The organism is Spirosoma endbachense, assembly GCF_010233585.1.
GTDB lineage: Bacteria > Bacteroidota > Bacteroidia > Cytophagales > Spirosomataceae > Spirosoma > Spirosoma endbachense.
Genome location: NZ_CP045997.1, coordinates 10,108,189 through 10,130,075, shown reverse-complemented (window position 1 = coordinate 10,130,075; position 21,887 = coordinate 10,108,189). Strand labels below are relative to the sequence as shown.

General features: G+C 48.5%; 15 protein-coding genes. 7 read left to right on the top strand and 8 right to left on the bottom strand.

Going from position 1 to position 21,887, the window contains the following annotated elements:
- Nucleotides 1-36 precede the first annotated feature (36 nt).
- The 3 genes from gltB to GJR95_RS40805 all read left to right on the top strand — a co-directional run bounded on the left by gltB (nt 37) and on the right by GJR95_RS40805 (nt 7,804).
- Nucleotides 37-4,665 carry a glutamate synthase large subunit gene (gene gltB, locus GJR95_RS40815; RefSeq protein ID WP_232541020.1) on the top strand — a complete coding sequence of 1,543 codons (4,629 nt, stop codon included), beginning with the start codon at nt 37-39 and terminating at the stop codon, nt 4,663-4,665.
- 12 nt (nt 4,666-4,677) lie between these two features.
- Nucleotides 4,678-6,168, top strand: coding sequence for a glutamate synthase subunit beta (locus tag GJR95_RS40810; protein ID WP_162391357.1), 1,491 nt, complete (start codon nt 4,678-4,680; stop codon nt 6,166-6,168).
- A 244-nt stretch (nt 6,169-6,412) separates the two neighbouring features.
- Complete coding sequence (locus GJR95_RS40805; RefSeq protein WP_162391356.1) at nt 6,413-7,804, top strand: hypothetical protein; 1,392 nt, start codon at nt 6,413-6,415, stop codon at nt 7,802-7,804.
- Nucleotides 7,805-7,810: 6 nt separating this feature from the next.
- Here the strand turns inward: GJR95_RS40805 and GJR95_RS40800 are convergent, their stop codons facing one another.
- Complete coding sequence (locus tag GJR95_RS40800; RefSeq protein ID WP_162391355.1) at nt 7,811-8,257, bottom strand: RidA family protein; 447 nt, start codon at nt 8,255-8,257, stop codon at nt 7,811-7,813.
- Nucleotides 8,258-8,274: 17 nt separating this feature from the next.
- Complete coding sequence (locus GJR95_RS40795) at nt 8,275-8,985, bottom strand: DUF2461 domain-containing protein (RefSeq protein ID WP_162391354.1); 711 nt, start codon at nt 8,983-8,985, stop codon at nt 8,275-8,277.
- Nucleotides 8,986-9,254: 269 nt separating this feature from the next.
- On the opposite strand from GJR95_RS40795, the gene GJR95_RS40790 reads away from it, so the two are divergent.
- On the top strand, nt 9,255-9,689 hold the full coding sequence (locus GJR95_RS40790) for a DoxX family protein (protein ID WP_162391353.1): 435 nt from the start codon (nt 9,255-9,257) through the stop codon (nt 9,687-9,689).
- An 80-nt stretch (nt 9,690-9,769) separates the two neighbouring features.
- On the opposite strand, the gene GJR95_RS40785 is transcribed toward GJR95_RS40790, so the two are convergent.
- Nucleotides 9,770-11,113: a hypothetical protein gene (locus GJR95_RS40785; RefSeq protein ID WP_162391352.1), complete on the bottom strand. Its 1,344-nt coding sequence runs from the start codon at nt 11,111-11,113 to the stop codon at nt 9,770-9,772.
- 127 nt (nt 11,114-11,240) lie between these two features.
- Between GJR95_RS40785 and GJR95_RS40780 the strand changes: the two genes are divergently transcribed.
- Nucleotides 11,241-12,104 (top strand): alpha/beta fold hydrolase, encoded by an 864-nt coding sequence (locus tag GJR95_RS40780; RefSeq protein WP_162391351.1) that lies wholly within the window; start codon nt 11,241-11,243, stop codon nt 12,102-12,104.
- Nucleotides 12,101-13,198, top strand: coding sequence for a LamG domain-containing protein (locus GJR95_RS40775; protein ID WP_162391350.1), 1,098 nt, complete (start codon nt 12,101-12,103; stop codon nt 13,196-13,198). Before GJR95_RS40780 ends, GJR95_RS40775 begins: the two co-directional genes overlap by 4 nt.
- 102 nt (nt 13,199-13,300) lie before the next feature.
- Here the strand turns inward: GJR95_RS40775 and GJR95_RS40770 are convergent, their stop codons facing one another.
- Together GJR95_RS40770 and GJR95_RS40765 are read right to left on the bottom strand one after the other, a co-directional pair.
- Complete coding sequence (locus GJR95_RS40770; protein WP_162391349.1) at nt 13,301-14,509, bottom strand: MFS transporter; 1,209 nt, start codon at nt 14,507-14,509, stop codon at nt 13,301-13,303.
- Between the two features lie 43 nt (nt 14,510-14,552).
- Nucleotides 14,553-15,212 (bottom strand): FadR/GntR family transcriptional regulator, encoded by a 660-nt coding sequence (locus GJR95_RS40765; RefSeq protein ID WP_162391348.1) that lies wholly within the window; start codon nt 15,210-15,212, stop codon nt 14,553-14,555.
- Between the two features lie 189 nt (nt 15,213-15,401).
- On the opposite strand from GJR95_RS40765, the gene GJR95_RS40760 reads away from it, so the two are divergent.
- Nucleotides 15,402-15,830 carry a DUF4345 domain-containing protein gene (locus GJR95_RS40760; RefSeq protein WP_162391347.1) on the top strand — a complete coding sequence of 143 codons (429 nt, stop codon included), beginning with the start codon at nt 15,402-15,404 and terminating at the stop codon, nt 15,828-15,830.
- A 61-nt stretch (nt 15,831-15,891) separates the two neighbouring features.
- On the opposite strand, the gene GJR95_RS40755 is transcribed toward GJR95_RS40760, so the two are convergent.
- From GJR95_RS40755 to GJR95_RS40745, 3 genes are all read right to left on the bottom strand, one after another.
- Nucleotides 15,892-19,131 carry an efflux RND transporter permease subunit gene (locus tag GJR95_RS40755; protein ID WP_198424780.1) on the bottom strand — a complete coding sequence of 1,080 codons (3,240 nt, stop codon included), beginning with the start codon at nt 19,129-19,131 and terminating at the stop codon, nt 15,892-15,894.
- Between the two features lie 97 nt (nt 19,132-19,228).
- Nucleotides 19,229-20,395 carry an efflux RND transporter periplasmic adaptor subunit gene (locus GJR95_RS40750; protein WP_162391346.1) on the bottom strand — a complete coding sequence of 389 codons (1,167 nt, stop codon included), beginning with the start codon at nt 20,393-20,395 and terminating at the stop codon, nt 19,229-19,231.
- A 113-nt stretch (nt 20,396-20,508) separates the two neighbouring features.
- Complete coding sequence (locus tag GJR95_RS40745) at nt 20,509-21,846, bottom strand: TolC family protein (RefSeq protein WP_162391345.1); 1,338 nt, start codon at nt 21,844-21,846, stop codon at nt 20,509-20,511.
- Nucleotides 21,847-21,887 lie beyond the last annotated feature (41 nt).

The window sequence follows — 21,887 nt, the reverse complement described above, 5'->3', positions numbered from 1 at the left end:
CAAAAAACGGCAGCATAACCCAACGCTGTTACGACCATGTCTGATCAGGTTGACCAATTCGCGGACTGTCAGGATCAAGCCTTGCAGAACCCCACCAATCAGGGACTATCCAGTCCAGGACTCTATCGTTCTGAGTTCGAACACGACAATTGCGGTATCGGCTTTGTGGCCCATATTAAAGGTCGAAAATCACACCAAATCGTATCAGATGCCCTTCAGATGCTCCGTCGAATGGAGCACCGGGGAGCGGTCGGTGCAGAACCTAATTCTGGCGATGGTGCAGGTTTGTTAATTCAGATCCCACACGAGTTTTTTCTGGATGAAACCCGTAAACTAGGCGTTCACCTGCCTCCAGCGTTCGAGTATGGCGTTGGCATGGTTTATTTTCCGAAAGATGTCTGGCTGCGCGAAGAGTGCCGTGCCATTCTAAACCGGAACATGAAAAAGCTGGGGCTGGAATTACTATGCTATCGTGTAGTACCAGTCAATAACAGCGATTTAGGAAATGGTTCGCGTTCTGCCGAACCACAAATGGAACAGGTGTTTATTAAACGCCCTACCGATATTACAAACGCCGACGATTTTGAGCGTAAACTCTACATTCTGCGTAATTACAGTACCCGCATTATCAACGAGACCGTCGCCGGGGTCGATCATTTCTACTTCTCATCGTTGTCCTGCCGTACGATTACGTATAAGGGTCAGTTAACAACGCTACAACTTGAACCTTACTTCCCTGATCTTCAAAAGGAAGAAGTGGTTTCGGCGCTGGGTGTCGTGCATTCACGGTTCTCTACCAATACGTTTCCTTCCTGGAAACTGGCACAACCGTTCCGGTATATCGCTCACAATGGCGAAATCAATACGGTACGCGGTAACGTTAACTGGATGAAAGCCGCCGAGGGTCTGCTTGTCACATCGAAGTTCACCAAGGACGAGATGGATATGCTGTTGCCCATCTGCGATCCAAAACAATCGGACTCGGCTAACCTCGACAATGCCATCGAATTACTCGTGATGAGCGGTCGTTCTCTACCGCATGTCATGATGATGCTCATTCCCGAAGCCTGGGATGGCAACGAGCATATGGACCCCGTCCGGAAAGCATTCTATGAATACCATGCGGCCCTGATTGAACCCTGGGATGGCCCGGCATCGATTTCATTTACCGACGGCCGCATCGTTGGCGCCACGCTCGATCGTAACGGTCTGCGCCCTTCGCGGTTCTGGGTCACCAACGATGATGTGGTCATTATGGCCTCTGAAGTTGGGGTTCTCGACATCGACCCTGCTAAAGTAGTATCAAAAGGTCGCCTGCAACCCGGAAAAATGTTCCTGGTCGATATGGAACAGGGTCGTATCGTAGCCGATGAAGAAATCAAGGCTGAGATCTCGACCCGCAAGCCTTATCAGCAGTGGCTGGATGAGAATAAAATACGGATTTCGGACCTTGAAGCACCCGTTCGGGCGTACCACAAGTATGATCCGGCGAAACTGTTGCGGATGCAACAGGCATTTGGCTTCACGTCCGAAGACTTGCGAATGATTCTGGCTCCAATGGTCGAAACAGGCAAAGAAGCGCTTGGTTCGATGGGTATCGACATACCCCTGGCAATTCTGTCGGAGCAGAGCCAGCACATGAGCCATTACTTCAAACAGTTGTTTGCGCAGGTAACGAACCCACCGATCGATTCGATTCGGGAACGGTCGATCATGTCGCTTATCTCGTTCGTTGGTGCTACCTATAACTTACTGAGCGAATCGCCTGAACACTGCCGTCAGGTTGAACTCGAACAACCCGTATTAACGACGCAGGAGTTTGACAAACTGCGGTTTATCGATAAACCAAATTTCCAGGCGAAGACCCTCAACTGTCTCTTTACAGCCGATGGCGAAGGCAAATCACTGGAACGGGCTCTTGAACGGATTTGCCGCTATGCCGAAGATGCCATTGAAGATGGCTATTCCATTCTGGTGTTGTCTGATCGGGCGATCGATTCGAGCCATGCGCCAATTCCGTCACTGCTATCAACATCAGCCATTCACCACCACCTGATTCGTCAGGGGCTGCGTGGTAAAGTGGGAATTGTCGTTGAAGCCGGTGATGTCTGGGAAACCCACCACGTGGCTACCCTGATTGGCTACGGAGCATCGGGTGTAAACCCTTACATGGCCTTCGAAACGATTGCCAACATGAAAGAAAAGGGTTTATTACAGGTTGATTATGACCTCGATAAGCTCTATAAAAATTACGTTAAGGCTGTAAACGGCGAATTGCTTAAAATCTTCTCGAAGATGGGTATTTCGACGCTGCAATCGTATCAGGGTGCGATGATTTTTGAGTGCGTTGGTCTGAATCAGGATGTTGTAAGCCGCTATTTCACTGGCACCGTTTCGCGTATTGGCGGAATGGGTCTGGATGAAATTGCCCGCGAAATTCTTATTCGGCACTGTATCGCATTCCCAGATATGCCGGTTTCAGTTCCACGCCTTGAGGTAGGTGGCATTTATCAGTGGAAACAACGGGGTGAAAAACATATTTTTAACCCCGATACCATACACCTGCTGCAACAATCTACGCAGCGGAACGACTACTCTATATTCAAGAAGTATTCGAAACTCATTAACGATCAAACGCAGAAGGCGATCACGTTGCGTGGACTGTTGAAATTCAAGAAAGCAACACCTGTACCACTGGATGAGGTTGAGCCCATTGAAAGCATCTTCAAGCGGTTTGCAACGGGAGCCATGTCGTTCGGGTCGATCTCCTGGGAAGCGCACACAACGCTGGCCATTGCCATGAACCGCATTGGTGGCAAAAGCAACTCGGGCGAAGGTGGCGAGGACGAACTTCGTTACAAACCGCTCGAGAACGGCGACAGCATGAACTCGGCTATTAAACAGGTAGCCTCGGGTCGATTTGGTGTAACGAGCTATTATTTAACGAATGCCCAGGAGTTGCAGATCAAAATGGCGCAGGGTGCAAAACCCGGCGAAGGTGGTCAATTGCCTGGTTTCAAAGTCGATGACTGGATTGGCCGCACCCGCCATTCAACACCCGGCGTTGGACTGATTTCACCACCTCCTCACCACGATATTTATTCGATTGAGGATTTGGCCCAATTGATCTCCGACCTGAAAAATGCCAATCGTGCCGCTCGTATCAGTGTCAAACTGGTATCGGAAGCAGGCGTAGGTACAATTGCAGCCGGAGTTGCCAAAGCCCACGCCGATCATATTCTGATTTCGGGACACGATGGCGGTACCGGAGCGTCTCCCCTATCGTCAATTCGCCATGCAGGTCTGCCCTGGGAGCTAGGATTGGCCGAAGCGCATCAGACGCTGGTTCGTAACAAACTTCGTGGCCGTGTAACGGTGCAAACCGATGGACAAATGCGCACAGGTCGCGATCTGGCCATTGCCGCTTTGCTTGGTGCCGAGGAATTTGGCGTAGCCACAGCTGCATTGGTTACAGCAGGCTGTATTATGATGCGTAAGTGTCATCTAAATACATGTCCGGTTGGGGTGGCAACCCAAAACAAGGAGCTTCGTGCACTCTTTACCGGTAAGCCCGAACATGTGGTGAGCATGTTTACCTTCCTGGCGATGGAGCTTCGCGAGATCATGGCCGATCTGGGTTTCCGTACGGTTAATGAAATGGTGGGGCAAGCTCAGATGCTCGAACTCCGCGATGATTTACCGCACTGGAAATACAAAAACATCAACCTCAATGCCCTGCTCTATAAAGAACCTACCAATCTGGATGTAGCGCTTTACAAGCAGGAAGAGCAGAATCACCATCTGGACGATGTACTCGACCGGAAACTGATCGAAGCCGCCAAACCTGCGCTGGAATCGTCCGAATCGGTCTACGCCGAATTTACGGTACAGAACATCGATCGGAGTATCGGAACGATGTTGTCCAACGAAATTTCCAAAGTGTACGGTGGGCCAGGTTTGCCGGAAAGTACAATCCACGTCAAACTACGTGGCACGGCAGGTCAGAGTTTTGGTGCATTCGGCACGAGCGGGATCAAACTTGAGCTGGAAGGCGATGCCAATGACTATTTCGGTAAAGGTCTCTGTGGTGCCCAACTGATTGTTTATCCGGATCGAACAGCTCAGTTCAAGCCAGAAGAAAACAGCATCGTTGGTAACGTATCATTCTACGGTGCGACCTCTGGCGAAGCGTTCATTCGCGGCATGGCAGGCGAGCGATTCTGCGTTCGTAACTCCGGTGCGAAGGTCGTTGTAGAAGGAGTTGGTGATCATGGTCTGGAGTATATGACTGGTGGACTGGCCATCATTCTTGGACAAACTGGCCGCAACTTCGCAGCGGGTATGTCGGGTGGTGTTGCCTACGTATACGATCAGGATGGTACGTTTGCTTCGAAAGTGAACCCAGAAATGGTAAATCTCGAGAGTCTGACCGACGAAGATCAGGGTATCCTTCGGGAATATGTCGACAAGCACTTCCAGTATACGACCAGTAATGTAGCGCTGGCCCTTATTCAGGACTGGGACGAACAGATTGGTCGGTTTGTGAAAGTGATGCCGGGTGATTTCCGGAATGCCCTGGCTGGACGTGGTATCACACTGGCTGAGCAGATTCGGGACAAAAATGTTGTTTATCAAGATATTGTGGTAGATGTGACGCAGGGGTAACTGCGAAGTACTATGGGAAAACCTACCGGATTTTTAGAATTCGCGCGTGAATTGCCTAAGAAGCGCGACCCGCAACAGCGGATTCACGACTATAAAGAAATTGAGATGCCGTTTTCGGAGCAGGACTCCCAACGGCAGGCAGCTCGTTGCATGGACTGTGGCACTCCATTCTGTCATAGCGGCTGCCCCCTCGGCAATATTATACCGGAGTTTAACGACGCAGTTTACGAACAGAACTGGGCCTATGCCTACGAGATTCTAAGCTCGACCAACAACTTTCCGGAATTTACGGGCCGTATCTGTCCTGCACCCTGTGAGGCCTCGTGCGTTCTGGGTATCAACAAGCCGCCCGTTGCTATCGAGTTTATTGAGAAGTCGATCGCTGAAGTGGCTTTTGAGCGGGGTTACATCACACCAAAACCACCGAAGGTTCGTACGGGGAAGCAAGTGGCCGTCGTTGGTTCTGGTCCGGCCGGTCTGGCCGCAGCCACTCAGATGAATAAGGCTGGCCATACGGTAACCGTCTTTGAGCGGGCCGATCAGATTGGCGGTCTGTTGCGGTATGGTATTCCAGATTTCAAACTCGAAAAATGGACCATCGATCGCCGATTGGCCGTCATGGAAGCAGAAGGTATTACATTCAAACCTGGCGTTAATGTTGGTGTAGACATAAAAGCTCAGGATTTGCTGGATCAGTTCGACCTGATTATGCTTACGGGCGGTTCTACCGTTCCGCGTGATCTATCCATTCCTGGCCGTGATCTGAAAGGAGTTTACCCGGCTATGGAATTTCTGAGCCAGCAGAACAAACGTAACGCAAATAGGCCCTTAGTCGTTGATCATCAAGGTGTTCATTATACCGATAGTGATCTTTGGGCAACGGATAAAAATGTTGTTGTTATTGGTGGTGGCGATACGGGCTCCGACTGTGTGGGCACCTCGAACCGTCATGGAGCAGCCAGCGTAACGCAAATTGAGTTGATGCCAATGCCCCCGAAAGATCGGGCAACCAGCACGCCCTGGCCGAACTGGCCAATGATGCTTCGTACCAGTACGTCGCATGAGGAAGGCTGCGAACGCTACTGGTCTATTAATACCAAAACGTTTGTAGGTGATGAAGCGGGTAATCTGAAAGCGCTCCGAATCGTTGATCTGGAATGGAAAAACGAGAACGGACGAATGCAGATGGTTGAAGTTCCCAATTCAGAACGCGACATTCCGTGCGAGCTGGCTCTGCTGGCTGCTGGCTTCCTGCATCCTCAACACAACGGTCTGCTAGACGACCTGGGCATTGAGTACGATGAACGGGGAAATGTTAGAGCTACAAATTATCAGACAACGACAAATCCGAAAGTTTTCGCTGCCGGCGATATGCGCCGGGGCCAGTCGCTTGTCGTATGGGCTATTTCTGAAGGTCGCGAAGCGGCCCGTGCTGCCGATACTTACCTTATGGGCGAGTCATTGCTCGAAGGTAAAGCTGTATCGATGTTAGCTGAGGTATAGCGTTTTATTTCTGATGGCTAAAAGAGCCGCTGGTCTTTGGACTAGCGGCTCTTTTTATTTAATTCTCTCTATTTTATCAATTCAAATTACCGTTAACTAAGTCGGTAACTTATTTTATTGTAAAGATACATTCAATTGGTTACGTTGCATTCAGTAGCGGGCTTTCCGGCTCATTATCAACCAGTTTTGACAGTTCTATGCGCCAAATTGTTTGCCATCTATTTCCACCCTAAACACTTTCTCAATGAAACCTGCCCTCATTTTATTCGCATCAATGACCCTGTTTTGCTGGTGCGCTCCAATAGGCTACGGCCAGGATGTTATGTCCAGTTCGCTTGATCCGATTCCGGCGGGATGGACAGGCAAAGTCTTCGCGCTTAGCAATAACTACCCAGCCAGCCTACCCGTTGGGGCTAAACCCTGGACTCTCTTCGACTTTCGGACTCAACCTTTACAGTATATAAATGCGGTTAAAAGCTATGTTTTGGCGGGTAATACCAGCAAAGACTGGGTTTTGCAGAACAATACTACCCGCAAATGGTATCATGCTCCATCCATGATCTGGGGAGAAAATGGCCGCGAATTTATCAATGGATTGACACGGGAAAGAAACAGTCAACCTAGAGAATTACACCCGTTACAACTCACGCGCTGGCAAAACTGGGCGGTAGGCTTTTATAATAACAAGGGTGGTTACACGCTTGGAAAAGTGTATGCCGATCCGAATAATCCGTCTGCAACACAAGCCGTTTTCCCCGACGGTACTGTTGCTGCGAAACTCCTCTTTACGAATGCCAGCGTTGCCGAAGTACCTTACCTGGCAAATAGTTTCACCTGGCAGGGGAATATACATACAACCTTATCCGGAACAACACGCAGTCCTGCTACCTTACGCTTGCTTCAAATGGATATAGCCGTTAAGGATAGCCGCGCCGGGACAACTACAGACTGGGTTATGATAACCTTCGCTTATAACGATAGTGCGCCTGGAGCAACTCCCTGGGATCGGTTAGTACCGGTGGGTTTGCAATGGGGCAATGACCCGGCCAGCATCAATTCAGGTGCTCCCCTAACCGAAACCTGGATCAATCCACTGTTTACCACCCTTTTTACGGTCGGAGACTGGAAAATGCACACTGGCTATAAAAATCGGCTAAATGGACCAGTCGATAACCCTAGTTCATCCTGTCTGTCCTGTCATGGCACCGCACAAATGCCCGCAATTGCTGGCGGTATGACGCCCAATACAAGCAACAATGCGTCGCTCAATAAATACTTCAGGAACATTAACCCTCCTGCCGTTTTTGAAGATTTGGCAGGCATCACGGAAACCACCCTTGACTATTCTTTACAACTAAAGGTCGGCATTCCTTTAGCCATTGCGCATGCCCCGCATCTTATGGCGATAACGAGCCACAACACCGACAGCTCCCAATCATCAGACATACAGTCGCTTCGAAAAATAAAAGTTTTTTTAACCACGAAGGATTTTGAGGAAGCCGATTCAACAACTAAAAGCCCGCATGGTATAGTCGCAGATCCGGCTCCTTCAGAAGATAAATCCTATTCCAAATGGCTTTGGGTTCTTGGTGGAATTATTGGCCTTCTGCTGTACTTTTTTATACGCAGAAAATGAAACAGCTTACTTTTCAGCAATCACTTCTACCTCAACCAAAATATCATCACTGGCAATTTTGGGTATGCTTTTGATTTCGGCAATGCCTGGTGCTCCCTGCGTAAAATACGTAGCGCTAACACTATTAACCTGTTGGGAGATAGCTGAATTAACCTGACTTGTCTGGCCTTTAACGTGATAGGTCACCTGCTTTACGTTACGAAGTGTCATACCAACGGTACCTAATGCCGTTTTCAGGTTTTCAAATACTTGCTGAGTCTGAGCCGTTAGGTTACCCACCCCAACCAGTTCACCACTAGTATTGAATGGGCGCTGATTGCAAACGTATACCTGCCTTCCCACAGCCCCTGCCTCAATCTTATAGAGGTAGCCAGAAGGAAATTTCGTTGTTGTCTGTGCCTGGGCGAACGGTGCCAATAGAACGCCCAGCAGCACAGTGAAAAGGATTTTCATGGTCTTATATCGTTGGTTTAAAGCATAACGGGTTCCTCCTTTTCATCGAAAAAGAGATAATTCAGAAAATCACAGTACGGCTTGATGATACGGCAGCCACGCACCACTTCATCAGCAAAGTTAGGTTTCAGAACTTCTTTGTCGGTAAATCGATGGACGAAAAATAATTCTTTACGGCGCAGTAATTCGATTTCCGGATGGTCGGCAGGATACCCTTTGGGCATGACCTTCAGCGTTTCACCCTGCGCTTCAGGGAAGTAGGCTTTAAATTCATCGGCTTCAATAATATGCTTTAGCTCGTCGACATTATAGTCTACTTCCTGCCGAAACTTAGCCAGATTAGTGGGTGCTGGCTGCCACATGCCAGCGCCCAGAAACGACTGGTTATCCGGCTGAATCTGTACGTAATAATCGATCCGCCCCGAGTGCCTTCCACCGGGGCCAATGGCAAAGGCCAGATTAGACTTGTAAGGTGCCTTATCTTTCGAAAAACGAATGTCACGGTTTATCCGGAAAATACAGTCCTTCACGGCCGTATTTGCCAACGGTTCAAACGGGCTCATGCCAGCCAGTACACGCTCAACAACGCCACATAGCTCGCTTTTAGCATCATCATACCGAGCTCGGTTGGCATGAAACCAGTCACGATGGTTATTTTGAACAAGATCGCGCAGAAAATTAAATGTCTCCTTCGTAAAGACAGCGTTTGAAGATGGTTTTGTTGTCATAACTAACCAAAGATAGCTAATTATGAAAAAAAGTTAAGGTTTATGAACTACAGTTTGTGAACACATGTAAAACCGTACCCAACAGAAACGATCATACGGCTTATACGACCCACTAGGCTTTTACTATCGGGTTCCTGAATTTGCTACCAGGCTTTAGGGAATACACGTTTGTAGCGAGGAAAGGTATAAAATAACTCTCTGGCAATCAGCTTGCTTTCTAAAAACCAGCTCTGTATATTCGGTTGATTTTCACTAAACCGCTTACAGTTATGAATCTGTTACATCGCATTGAGCATTGGGGAGACACACATCACCCCGCCTGGACTGACGCTTTGCGGATTATGCTGGGCACAATACTGGTTCTGAAAGGAATCAGTTTTATTAGCGACACCACTTACCTTTCCCAACTGGTGGGTGGGCTGCACTTCGGGCTGTTTCCCGTAATTCTGGTGCACTACGTTGCCTTTGCGCATTTAATGGGCGGTTTCATGATTGCGATGGGGTGCCTTACCCGCCTGATGATCCTGTTGCAGCTTCCAATCCTGATCGGGGCGGTTTTTTTCGTGAATATCACTCAGGGCTTTTCTGCCTTAAATTCTGAACTCTGGCTGTCGCTGATCGTGCTGGCGCTGCTGCTGACATTTTTGGTGATCGGCTCCGGGCGTTTTTCTATGGACGAATACATGAGACAACATGCTCAATAATTTTTTCGGAGTGTTGAGTCCACTATTTTTTTGACATAAGCGGGCTTAACACTCCTAAACTTATTGTAACAGAAGGCTCCTTATTTCAGGTTTTTATCAACCTGCGCGCCAGATGTAGCCTTATGGGGCGCATCAAAATTGTCCTCAAAAACAACCTGACCATTCGGTTGAATAAAGCGCGTAAAATCTACCGATCCCGTCCCTTCGAAATCGTAGCTAATACCGATAATATCTCTGGCTTCTGTTGGAATAAGGGCTTCGTACGCCTTTTTCCCGCCGATAAACACCTGCGCTCGTTTATTTCGAACTAGGCAACGTAGATCAACCCATTGTGATAAATCGGCCCCAAAAGCAGACAAATCGGTGTTCCTGGCGTCAGCATAATGTCCTGCAAGGTAGATATCCAGGTTGCCCACACATCCTTTGGCTGACAGTGGAATCGAAAAAAACTCATTCTTGCAAAGAATCATAATAGTAACGTTCTGGCAGATTGAGGAACCCTGCTTAAAATCACTTTTCAATCTCGTTTCCAGCGTAAAATTATCGTTACGAAGGTTCTTTAATTCCTGCACGTAGCGATAACGAACGGTCGGCGGCTTGGGCTGCATCAGAATATTATGCTGCTGAATGGCTGCTACCGATAAGCTCAACATACCGTTTTTAATAACATCGTTCTCCTGAAAATAAACGGGTACGGGCTCCTGCATAACGGCAATATGCCACCCATCCGACGGAATCATCAGGTTATGCTCCCGAACAATTTGATCACCAATAACCAGCTTCGCCCGGAAATAGCCCGGATGATAATAGATTGACGTGTATTCATGTCCGTTCTTTGGAACCGGCTGACGGCGATTGGGGTCCCAGGATTGCTGAATAAACACCTGATCAGTTGGTGAGGCTGTTGCGTCGTAGTGAAACACAACCGAGTTGGGAATGCCTTTTGTTACCGGTTGACTGCTGAACGAGAAACGTTCAGGTGAAAGTGATTTACGCCTTACATAATTTAGAAAAAAGGCCGATACACCAATCAAACCAATAAGAATCCCCGCACCAATCCACCAGTGCCTTCTCGTGGCCCGACGAACTGGCTTTGGAATCGTGGAGGCAACAATGCCAATAGCTACCGGTGGAGCTATTGACTGAACTTGCGAGGTATTCTTGAATTGCTGCCAGTTTTCGTAACCCGCAAACTGAACCAATGCATTAAGCGTCGTTGTCGTAGGAGCCGATTCGTATTTCACTCGTCCCCATACCCGCTTGAGTGTTGTTACGCTCAACGATACGCCTGTTTGCCCGGCGATCAGTTCACTGAGTCGTTCAAAGTCCTGCGTTGCCCAGCCTTCACCACTGCCCCACCCTACTTTTTCTTCAATCAGTCGACGGCAACGGTCGAGCTCATGGCCTTCCTGTTGAGTCACCATTTATCCTCTATATCAACCAGTTGAGAGTTTGTACAAACTTGAACGCAAGTTGAACAGCGTTGAATCGCCCGTTTGCCATCGAATTTGCAGGTTTGCTTCACTACTACCAAATGTACTGAAACAAACCATGATAAACAGGCTATTCGCTTTTGTCTGCTGGCTGATCGTTACCACCCACGCAGCCAATGCGCAAACCAAAATTCCCTATGGCAATAATCCACAAACGGGTCACTATTATAACGTGGGCGATGCCAAAATCTACTATGAGATCTACGGAAAAGGGAAGCCTGTGGTGTTGCTACATGGCGGTTTGTTCGGTTATATCGACGAATATGAATTCCTGATTCCTAAACTGGCCCAAACCCATCAGGTGATCGCGATTGGAACCCGCGGTCACGCCAAATCGGAGATTGGCACGAAAGCACTTTCGTACACACAACTGGCCGACGATGCCTATCAGGTAATTCGTAGTTTAACCAAGGATAGCGTTATCGTGGTCGGTTTTAGCGATGGCGGCATTACGGGTTATAACCTTACCGCAAAGCACCCTGAACTGGTCCGGAAACTAATTGCTATTGGCTCGCCAAGACGCTCTGCCGATCGGGCATTGAGCATGCAGGAAGAGGGTAAAATGACGGCTGAACGGCTGGATAAAATGGCGCCCGATTTCGTAAAATCCAGAAAGCAGCTCATGCCCGAACCTGCCCGTTGGAATGAGCTGCTGGATAAGTTAGATGGGCTATGGAATCAGCCAACATTCATTACCGATGCGGCTATTCAGCAGCTACCATGCCCGGTTTTGCTCATGGCTGGCGATAAAGACCCGTATTTCAAAACGGAAAAACTACTCGAAACCTACCGGCTGCTTCAAACCGGGCGACTCTCCCTCATTCCGAACTGTGGCCATGTGGTGCTTTACTGCAATTTCCCGGCGGTTTGGGAAGCCATTTCCCCGTTTATCAACGAATCAATCAAACCCACAAAACAATGAAATTCTTTCTGTTGGCCTTTTGGCTGGTCACTGGTCATAACGTTCTTGCTCAAACGACAGCCCCTTTCGATGCGTCTACCTGGACTATTGTGGGTAAGATGGAAAAAGAAACCTTTCAGGGAAAAGAGGGTATCCGGCTCACGGGAGGTGCTATTTACCTCAAGGACAGCACATTCATGAATGGAATTATTGAATTCGATATGACCCTTTCCAGAAATCGTTATTTCCCAGGTTTCGGATTCCGAATTCAGGATAATGAAAATTTTGAACATATCTATTTGCGGCCCCATCAACTAGGGAACCCCGATGCTATTCAATATATGCCCGTTTTCAACCGGCAGGAAGCCTGGCAACTCTACTACGGCGATGGCTATTCGACAGCAGTGACCTATCCGTTAGACGAGTGGGTCCATATCAGATTGGTGGTTCTGGGTACGCAGGCAGAGGTCTATGTCGGCGATCAAAGTAAGCCTGCTCTGGTGATTCACCAGTTAAAACGGGCAGCAAAGCCAGGAAAGATCAGTTTGGATAATGGCGCGCCCATAGTTACCCGCTATGCAAATTTTCAGTATACCAAGACAGATAACCCTACTTTACTGGGCACGTATAAGCAGGCAGCACCCGCAAAGCCAGGAACGATAATGAGCTGGCACATTTCGAATACATTCGATGAAAAGCGGCTTGACAACGACTATACCATTCCGCAGGATCTAGCTAAACAGGCAACGTGGAATACCCTCCCCGCCGAAAATACGGGCGTTGTCAACCTATCCCAGATCAGCAAATTACGCGAGGGGCTTAATACAGTTTTTGCCAAAGTGACTCTGTTGTCTGACAAACCGCAGATCAAGAAACTTCAGTTAGGTTTCAGCGATCGAGCTAAAGTTTACTGTAATGGCCGGCTTCTCTACAGTGGACAAGATGTGTTCATGTCCCGCGATTATCGTTTTTTGGGTACAATTGGTTATTTCGATGACATCTATCTGGATCTGAAGAAGGGCAAAAATGAACTCTGGATTGCCGTTTCGGAAACCTTTGGTGGTTGGGGAATACAGGGAATCATTGCCGATCAGAGCGGATTAACAATCGAGTAATCAAACACATGGACCTCAATTACGTAGCCTGTTCAGAGTACACAAATGACCCTGATAACCAAGGTCATTTGTGTACTCTGAAAGTACTATTTCTCTAATGTCTTACTCAGCCTTTGGCGGATTGGGCAAAAATGCAGTCAGTATGCCCAATAAGGGAAGAAAAGCACAAACATTATAGACGTAAGTCAAACTGGTAGCATCGGCCAGTCGTCCTAAAACGGCTGAGCCAATGCCTGCCATTCCAAATGAAAACCCAAAAAATAGCCCTGCTATCATTCCTACTTTTCCGGGAACGAGTTCCTGAGCGTAGACCAGAATTGCCGAAAATGCCGAGGAGAGCGTCAGGCCAATGCACACGGTGATAATACTGGTCCAGAATAGATTCACGTGCGGTAAGAGCAAGGTAAACGGGGCGGCTCCCAGGATGGAAATCCAGATCACATATCGACGTCCGATCCGGTCGCCAATTGGCCCCCCAATGAAGGTGCCGACGGCAACGGAAAACAAAAACACGAAGAGATATAGCTGCGACTCCCGGACAGATAAATGAAATTTTTCGATAAGATAGAACGTATAATAACTGCTCATACTGGCCATGTATACGTATTTGGAAAAGACCAGCACCAGCAGAATAGCAATCGATATAATCACCCGTTTCTGAGACAGGCCAGGTATCAGCTCTACCCCCTGGCCTTTAGCCTGACGTCGAACGCTATGTTTTTTATACCAATTCCCTAATAGCGCCAGAATGCCGATGGCCAGTAAGGGAATAGCAGCAAACCAGCTAACCGATGACTGCCCATGTTTAACAATTACCAGGGCAGCCAGTAAAGGGCCAAGAGCGCTCCCGGCATTACCTCCCACCTGAAATAACGATTGAGCCATACCCCGTTTTCCACCGGATGCCAGATAGGCCAATCGGGAAGCCTCCGGATGAAAAATAGCTGAACCCATACCAATCAGCGCTACTGAAATCAGCAACCACTGAAACGAATCTGCTACTGATAAACTCAGCAAACCAATCAGCGTAATGCTCATGCCCGTTGCCAGTGAATAAGGCATCGGTTTTCGATCGGTAAACAAGCCAACAAACGGCTGAAGAAGTGAAGCTGTTATCTGGAAAACAAGAGTAATCAGACCCACCTGCGTAAAATTAAGACGGAACGATTGCTTTATAACCGGATAGATTGCGGGTATAATTGCCTGAATGGTATCGTTCAAGAGATGCGAAAAACTAATCGCAAACAAGATCGGAAACACCGTTTTTTCAACGGTCAGAGTAGCCTGGGCAGATGCTGTTACTTGTCCCATAATAGATCAGATCATCTGATGTTTGAAAATAAATAAAAATCAATTAATGGCTGACAATCTTATCAGCCCAATACCAGGCAGCTTCGGCGTTCTGTTCAATAATGCTGGTGAGCAGTTGCTCATGCAATAGCTGGGTTGCTTTAAATGGGTCTGTAGTCCTAAACTTTTCCAGAAACGAACTGGTAAGCTGAGTGGCAAAGGCCTGGTACAAATCGGCCAGAATGGAGTTTCCCGATGCCTGAGCGATCCGGGTATGAAATTGAATGTCGGCAGCAATACAGGCCTTAGGTTGATTTTGCTCGGCATATTTCCGTCGTTCACTGAGAAAAAAGGTCATTCTCTCAATATCTTCCTCAGTACGATTGAGGGCGGCTTTACCCGCAATTTTGTGCTCAAGCATCAAGCGTACTTCTTCCAGATCCTGCGTATTGACCCGTTGTAATCGTTGACTTAGCGATTCCTGCTGCGGCTTGTTGGTTTCAACAAATGTTCCTGCGCCCTGCTGTACCCGAATCCAGCCCGTATTGGATAAAATGCGTACGGCTTCCCGAATTGTGGAGCGGCTAACACCAAAATAGCTCATCAGTTCTGGTTCGGTGGGCAATCGTTCGCCTGGCTCCCATTTGCCTAATGAAATCTGTTCCTGGAGTTTACGAGCTACTTCGTCGGGTAAGCTAAGCCGATTTATTTTAGCACTATTCATCGGATCATCTGATGTTTCAGCAAAAGTAAAAATTTTCTATAAAATTCTCCCCCGCTTTTTTATAAATGGGAATTTTTAGTGCTTTTCAGCACCTACATACACGACATCAATGTCTAAAATCTTGAAAAACACCAAGATTTTTTGGGTCAGGAAACCACACCTTTGCCTGACAAATAGCAAACAAGCCTAATGAAAAAGCAAGCAATTTTAAAACGTCTTTCGCAGGGATATATCCTTTTATCAGCAGTAGCCCTTTTATCGGTCAGTATCATGGCCTTTTCCAGTCCACAATCGGTCATGAACCTTGTTCACGTTCAACTGAACAATACGGATGCCTTTAGTTCAATTAGGGGCGTGTATGGCGGTGTGGGCCTAACGTTGTTTATCAGCCTCATTTACCTTATGATCAACGACATCCGAAAAGGGCTAGCCTTTTTGAGCTTACTTTGGGGATTTTATGCTTTATCGCGTATGGTTACCATCTTTACGGAAGGGTCTCTAGGGGATTTCGGTACGCAATGGCTAATCACTGAATCTGTGCTGTTCGTCATTGCACTGATTCTCTACCTGACCAATCCTCAATCGGCAAAGGCAAATGTGAAGCTACAATCGGTATAAAAAAAGTGGTGCAGGAGTTAGAAATCCTGCACCACTTACCAAATAGGCTATTTACTCAAGGTTAGGCTTCGTGATTACGTTCATCGCGACCTTTCCCGTTTGCCGAAACAGGTTGCGTTGCTGGCGTCATTGGCTCACTCGGCTTTTCACCATTTTTTGCGTTTGCTTTTAAGGCCGCCAGACCTTTTTTACCATAAGCCAGCCGCGTTATACCCACGTAAAGCACCGGTACGACGAAGATGGCCAGCGAGGTAGCGGCCAACATCCCACCAAGTACTGTCCGGCCGATCGTAGCCCGCGCAACACCGCCTGCACCACTGGCAATTGCCAGCGGAAATACGCCCAGAATGAATGCCAGCGAGGTCATCAGGATTGGGCGTAACCGCAAACGAACCGCTTCGATTGTCGATTCCAGCAGATCTTCGCCCCTATCCACGCGTTCTTTGGCAAATTCAACGATCAGAATGGCATTCTTGGCAGCCAGACCAATCAGCGTAATCAACCCAATCTGTGCGTACACATTATTGCTTAAATACGGAAACAGAATCAGCGCCAGAATAGCACCGAATGCGCCAATCGGTACCGACAGCAACACCGAGAACGGCACCGACCAGCTCTCATACAAAGCTGCCAGGAACAGAAATACAAATCCCACCGACAACATGAAAATATAAATCGAGCTGCTACCGGCGTTTATTTCTTCACGGCTCAGCCCTCCGAAATCGTAGGCATAACCCGCCGGAAGCACTTTAGCCGACACTTCACGCAGCGCATCATTGACCTGACTACTACTATATCCCTCCTTGGCAGAGCCATTTAGCTCAACCGACCGGAACAGATTGAAGTGCGAAATCAGGGGTGCATTTTCGATGACGGTGGTTTTGATAATGGTACTGATGGGAACGAGCTGCCCAGCCTGGTTTCGGACATAATATTGCCCCAGATTCTTGACATCGGCTCGATACATGGTATCGGCCTGGGCTACCACCCGGAATTTCCGACCGTAAATAATGAAGTCATTGACATACTGACTACCCAGAAACGTCTGCATGGTTCGGTACACATTACTGACCGAAATGCCTAGCTTTTTACATTTATCGCGGTCAACCTCAACCCGATAGGCGGGCGTTTTGGCCGTGAAGTACGTAAAAGCACGGCCAATTTCAGGCCGTTTGTTCAACTCGCCCAGAAAATTCTGCACCACATTATCAAAGGCCCGAACATCATCATTGGTTTCGCGCTGTTGAATTTCAAACGTGAAACCCGATGATTGCCCAAGGCCAGGAATAGCGGGCGGCTGCAAAACCTGAGGCCGGGCATCGTTCAACCCCGCCAATGCTTTCTGCAACTTCACCACCAGCGAGTCGGCCTGCATATTGCGCTCTTTACGCTCGTCCCAGGGTTTCAGTTTCATAAATACTGTTCCACTGTTTGACTTCGACGCGAAGGTAACCGCGTTCAGACCACCCAAAGCCGCAAAGTGATCGACATAAGGCTGGTCTTTAAGGATACCCATGATTTTGTTGAGTACCTCCAGACTGCGTGTCGTAGAAGCCGCTTCAGGTATTTCATAGGTCACAATCAGTCGCCCTTCGTCTTCGGTTGGAATAAACCCGGTCGGCTTCGACCGAAACATCATGCCCGTTCCGATGTATAAGACAATCAAACCCACAATAACGAGCGGTGTCGCTTTGATGAGCCGTTGTACCCCGTTTGAGTACGAATTCGTAACCCGCTCAAACCATTGGTTAAATTTGTAGAAAAACTTGTTTAAGCCGGTTGCCTTTTCGTCGATGTGCATCGGGCGAAGCAGCAGCGTACATAAGGCAGGGGTCAGCGACAGGGCCACAAAGGCCGAAATCAACACCGAAACGGCGATGGTGATCGCGAACTGTTGATACAATCGACCAACAATACCTGGAATAAAACCAACCGGCACGAACACAGCCGCCAGAATGAGGGCAATGGCAATTACCGGGGCCGAAATCTCACGCATCGCTTCTACCGTAGCTTCTTTCGGCGACATTCCCTTGTCAATATTTACCTGAACGGCTTCCACAACCACAATGGCGTCATCGACCACAATACCAATAGCGAGTACGAAGGCGAAGAGGGTCAATGTATTGATTGTGAACCCAAGCGGCACAAACAGGGCAAACGTACCGATAATAGAAACCGGAATAGCCAGCAACGTAATGAGCGTGGCCCGCCAGCTCTGCAAAAACAGAAATACGACCAGAATAACCAGTACCAGGGCTTCGAGCAGGGTCTCGACCACTTCCGAAATTGACACCTGAATGACCGACACAGACTCAAACGGCACCACGTATTCAATATCTTTGGGGAACGTCTTTTTCAGGTTGTCCATGGCTGCGTAGACACCCTCTGCCGTCTCCAGCGCGTTACTGCCTGGCAACTGGTAAACAAGCAGATATGCCGCTCGTTTGCCATCGACAAACGAATTACTGGCATACGAAAATTTACCCAACTGCACCCGTGCTACATCTTTCAGGTAGACTAACGAACCGCGCGATGGATCACTCCGAACAATAATATTGTTGAATTCGCTTTCTTTACTGAGTCGGCTATTTGTAAAAACGGTGTATTCAAAAGCCTGTGAACCGGGTTGTGGTGGAGCACCTACCGAGCCACCCGCCACTTGCAGATTTTGTTCCTGCAAAGCACCAACGACATCGTCAGGAGTCAGGCCAAGCTGTGCCAGCCGGTCGGGTTTGAGCCAGATCCGCATACTGAAATCATCGGCCCGGCTGAAAATATCGCCCACACCCGGCACCCGCAATAGCGCATCGCGGATGTAGATGTTTGTGTAGTTATCCAGAAACGACACATTGTGCGTGCCTTTGGGCGAATAAATCGCCACCAGCATAAACAGCGATGGGTTCCTTTTCCGGACCACCACACCCAGGCGGGTAACTTCTTCGGGCAATTGCGGCTGAGCAATACCAACGCGGTTTTGTACATCCAGCGCGGCAATGTTTACGTCGGTGCCCACGTCGAAGGTCACGTTCATGGTCATCCGGCCGTCGTTGGTGGCATTTGTCTGCACATAGCTCATGCCCGGCGTACCGTTCACCTGTGTCTCGATAGGCGTGGCAACCGTTTGTTCGACTGTCTGCGCATCAGCCCCAGTATAGGTACCCGTTACCTGCACAACGGGGGGCGTGATATCAGGGTACTGGCTGACCGGCAAGCTGAGCAGAGCAAGCACACCCAATGCCACAATAACGACGGATATAACAATGGCAGTTACCGGTCGGTTAATAAAATTTTCTGCAAACATAACTTTCTAAATTGTTGAGTGGACGGTCCCCGTCACGGTAACATTGGGGCTGATTAAAGTCTTTCAATCGGGCACCACGTCGATTACTCCATGCTATTTATTTTGCAGCCTGCTTACTACTCGATTCAGGCTTTGCATCACCCGGTCCAGCCGTTGTCTGCCCCGGAGACGTTATTTTCACAACTGCTCCTTCGCGAACCTTCTGCGTTCCTTCCGTCACAATTGTTTCGCCTTCGTTCAACCCATTTCGAACCACAACTTTATCATTGATACGTGGCCCAAGGGTTACCTTTTTCTGCGTTACTTTGCTGCTATCACCAACTACCCAGACGAAATATTCGCTCATTTGCTCGGTCACGGCCTGATAAGGAATCAGCAGTTGCGGCTTACCCGTGCTGTTTTTAACCCGCACATTGGCAGACAAACCAGCTTTAAGCTGTTTTTTGGGATTCGGGAAGGCAATCCGAATGCGAATGGTGCCCGTTTGCGGATCGATAGCGCGGTCGACAATACGAACCGAACCAGGATATGGGTAACGGCTACCATCGGGAAGCATCAGAATAAAGGTAGAGTCGCGGGCTACCGATTTCTGATTCTGGAGTTGCAGAAAGCGCGAAATCTCTGACTCATCAACCTGCACATCAGCCGCAATCGGATTATCCGACGAAATGGTATTCAAAGGTGTTGAGCCAGGGGCAACGGCCGCTCCTAACCGTACCTGAGAGATACCGATCGTGCCGTCAAGTGGCGCGAAAATCGTCGTGTATTTCAGGTTCGTGGCCACTTGCTGAATACTCGCCTGGGCAGCCTCAACCTGCATTTTAGCCGCTTCCAGGGTTGCGTTTGCATTATCGACCAGTTGCTTGGCAACAGCGTCCTGCTGAGCCAGGGTATTATACCGGTCAGCGTCTTTCTGAGCACGATTCATGTTCGCTTTCTGCACGTTCAGGTTCGCCACCGCCTGATCATAACCAGCCCGGTATTGTTGCGGATCGATCGTGTATAACTTCTGCCCTTTCCGGACAGGCTGCCCGTCCTGAAAGAAAATACCCGTGATGTTACCAGCTACCTGAGGCTGTATGTCAACAAGAACCAAAGCCGTAACCGTAGCCGGGAATTCATCATAATAAGTCGCGCTCCCCTTCGAAACTTCCATGGCCGTGACGGCCGTTGGTGGTGGTGGAGCTTGCTGCTGATTGTTTTTATTGCCCCCACAAGCAGTGAGAAATACAGCTATAACTGGAATAAGAAAGCGTTTGATCATAGTGGATTGTACGTTGTGTGCTGCCGGGCGAAACGGTTCTTACCAGCTCAAACCCAACATGTTATTATATATCAGGATGTCATTGACTAAACCACGACATCTCCTCCAAAAACTTAAAATCGAATGACACCTAACGCCCGCTGAACGTCCAGTTTGGTGATTAACACCTGATACAATGCATTAAACACGTTCAGGCGCGACGTACGTAGATCTGCCTCAGCAATAGTCACATCAAGGTATGTTTTTATACCGGATCGATATTGCAGGTTAATAATTCGGTAGACATCCTCGGCAAGCAATTGATTCTCGCGCAAAGCCAGATAGTTGGCCAGATTGCCTTTATACGTTGCTAACGCCTGGGCGTATTCCGCATCGACAGCACTCGTTAGGGAAGCCAGATCCCAATCCAGTCGCTGAACCTGTAGCTCGGCAATCTTCAGTTGCTGAATACGCCTGCCACCCTGAAAAATGGGTAGTGCAACCGACAAACCAATCAATGAGTTCGGAAATGTCTGCGTATACAACTGCCCAAAAGCGTTGTTCTGATAGAGAAGATTGTAGTTACCAAACGCCGATACAGTTGGCAGATAGGCCCAGCGGTTATACCGCACATTAGCGTTTAATAACCGTCCCTGCGTTTGTAAGAGCTGGTATTCGATGCGGGTTTGCGGATTAACCAGTTGCAGTGTATCCAGCGCCACTTCGTTTGCCAGTTGCAGCGTATCATAGGTAACGGTCAGCTGGGAGTTAGGCGGATAACCCATAAGTTGCTTTAGCGTCTGGTATTTTGACCCAATCAGATCGTTATACTGCTTTCGCTGAGCAATCGAATTGTTGAGCGCTATTTTCGCCCGCTGAGGGTCCGTTTTATCCACAATACCGCCCTGATACTGGTTCGTTGCATCCTGCAAACTCCGTTGCAGGCGTGTAATATCCTCGCTCAGAATATCAACCTGCCGCTGCGTCAGAATCAGATCGTAAAACGCTTTACTCACATTCACGACAACATTGATTTTGTTGTTCACCGTGGTCTGAGCAGCCTGAAGGCGGTAAGCATCAGCCGTTTGGCTGGCTAACAGCAAATCACGGCTAAAAATACTCTGAGACAGCGAAAATGAAACCGTCGAGGTGTTCTGGGCACCCAGCGCTGTTGGAATTCGCTCGCCATTAGCGTTGGGAATGAGCGTAACCGGGAGTTTTAGGTAGTGCTGTAAGTTATAGCCAGCAGCTATCTGCGGATACCAGGCGGCCAGGGAGCTTTGAACGGTTCGTTCGGCAACTTCCTGATCAATAACCGACTGACGAACAACGGGTTGATGGCTTAATGCATATTGTATGCAATCTGGAAGATAAGCCTGTTTTGCTAGAGAATCGTTGCTTTTCTGAGCCTGTATTCTGGCGGACAATAAACATCCAAGTACGAAGAGGAAGCTAATAAAACTATTTTTCATAACATCGTGAAGGGCAATTAAACCGCCCCTGGCAGATAGTC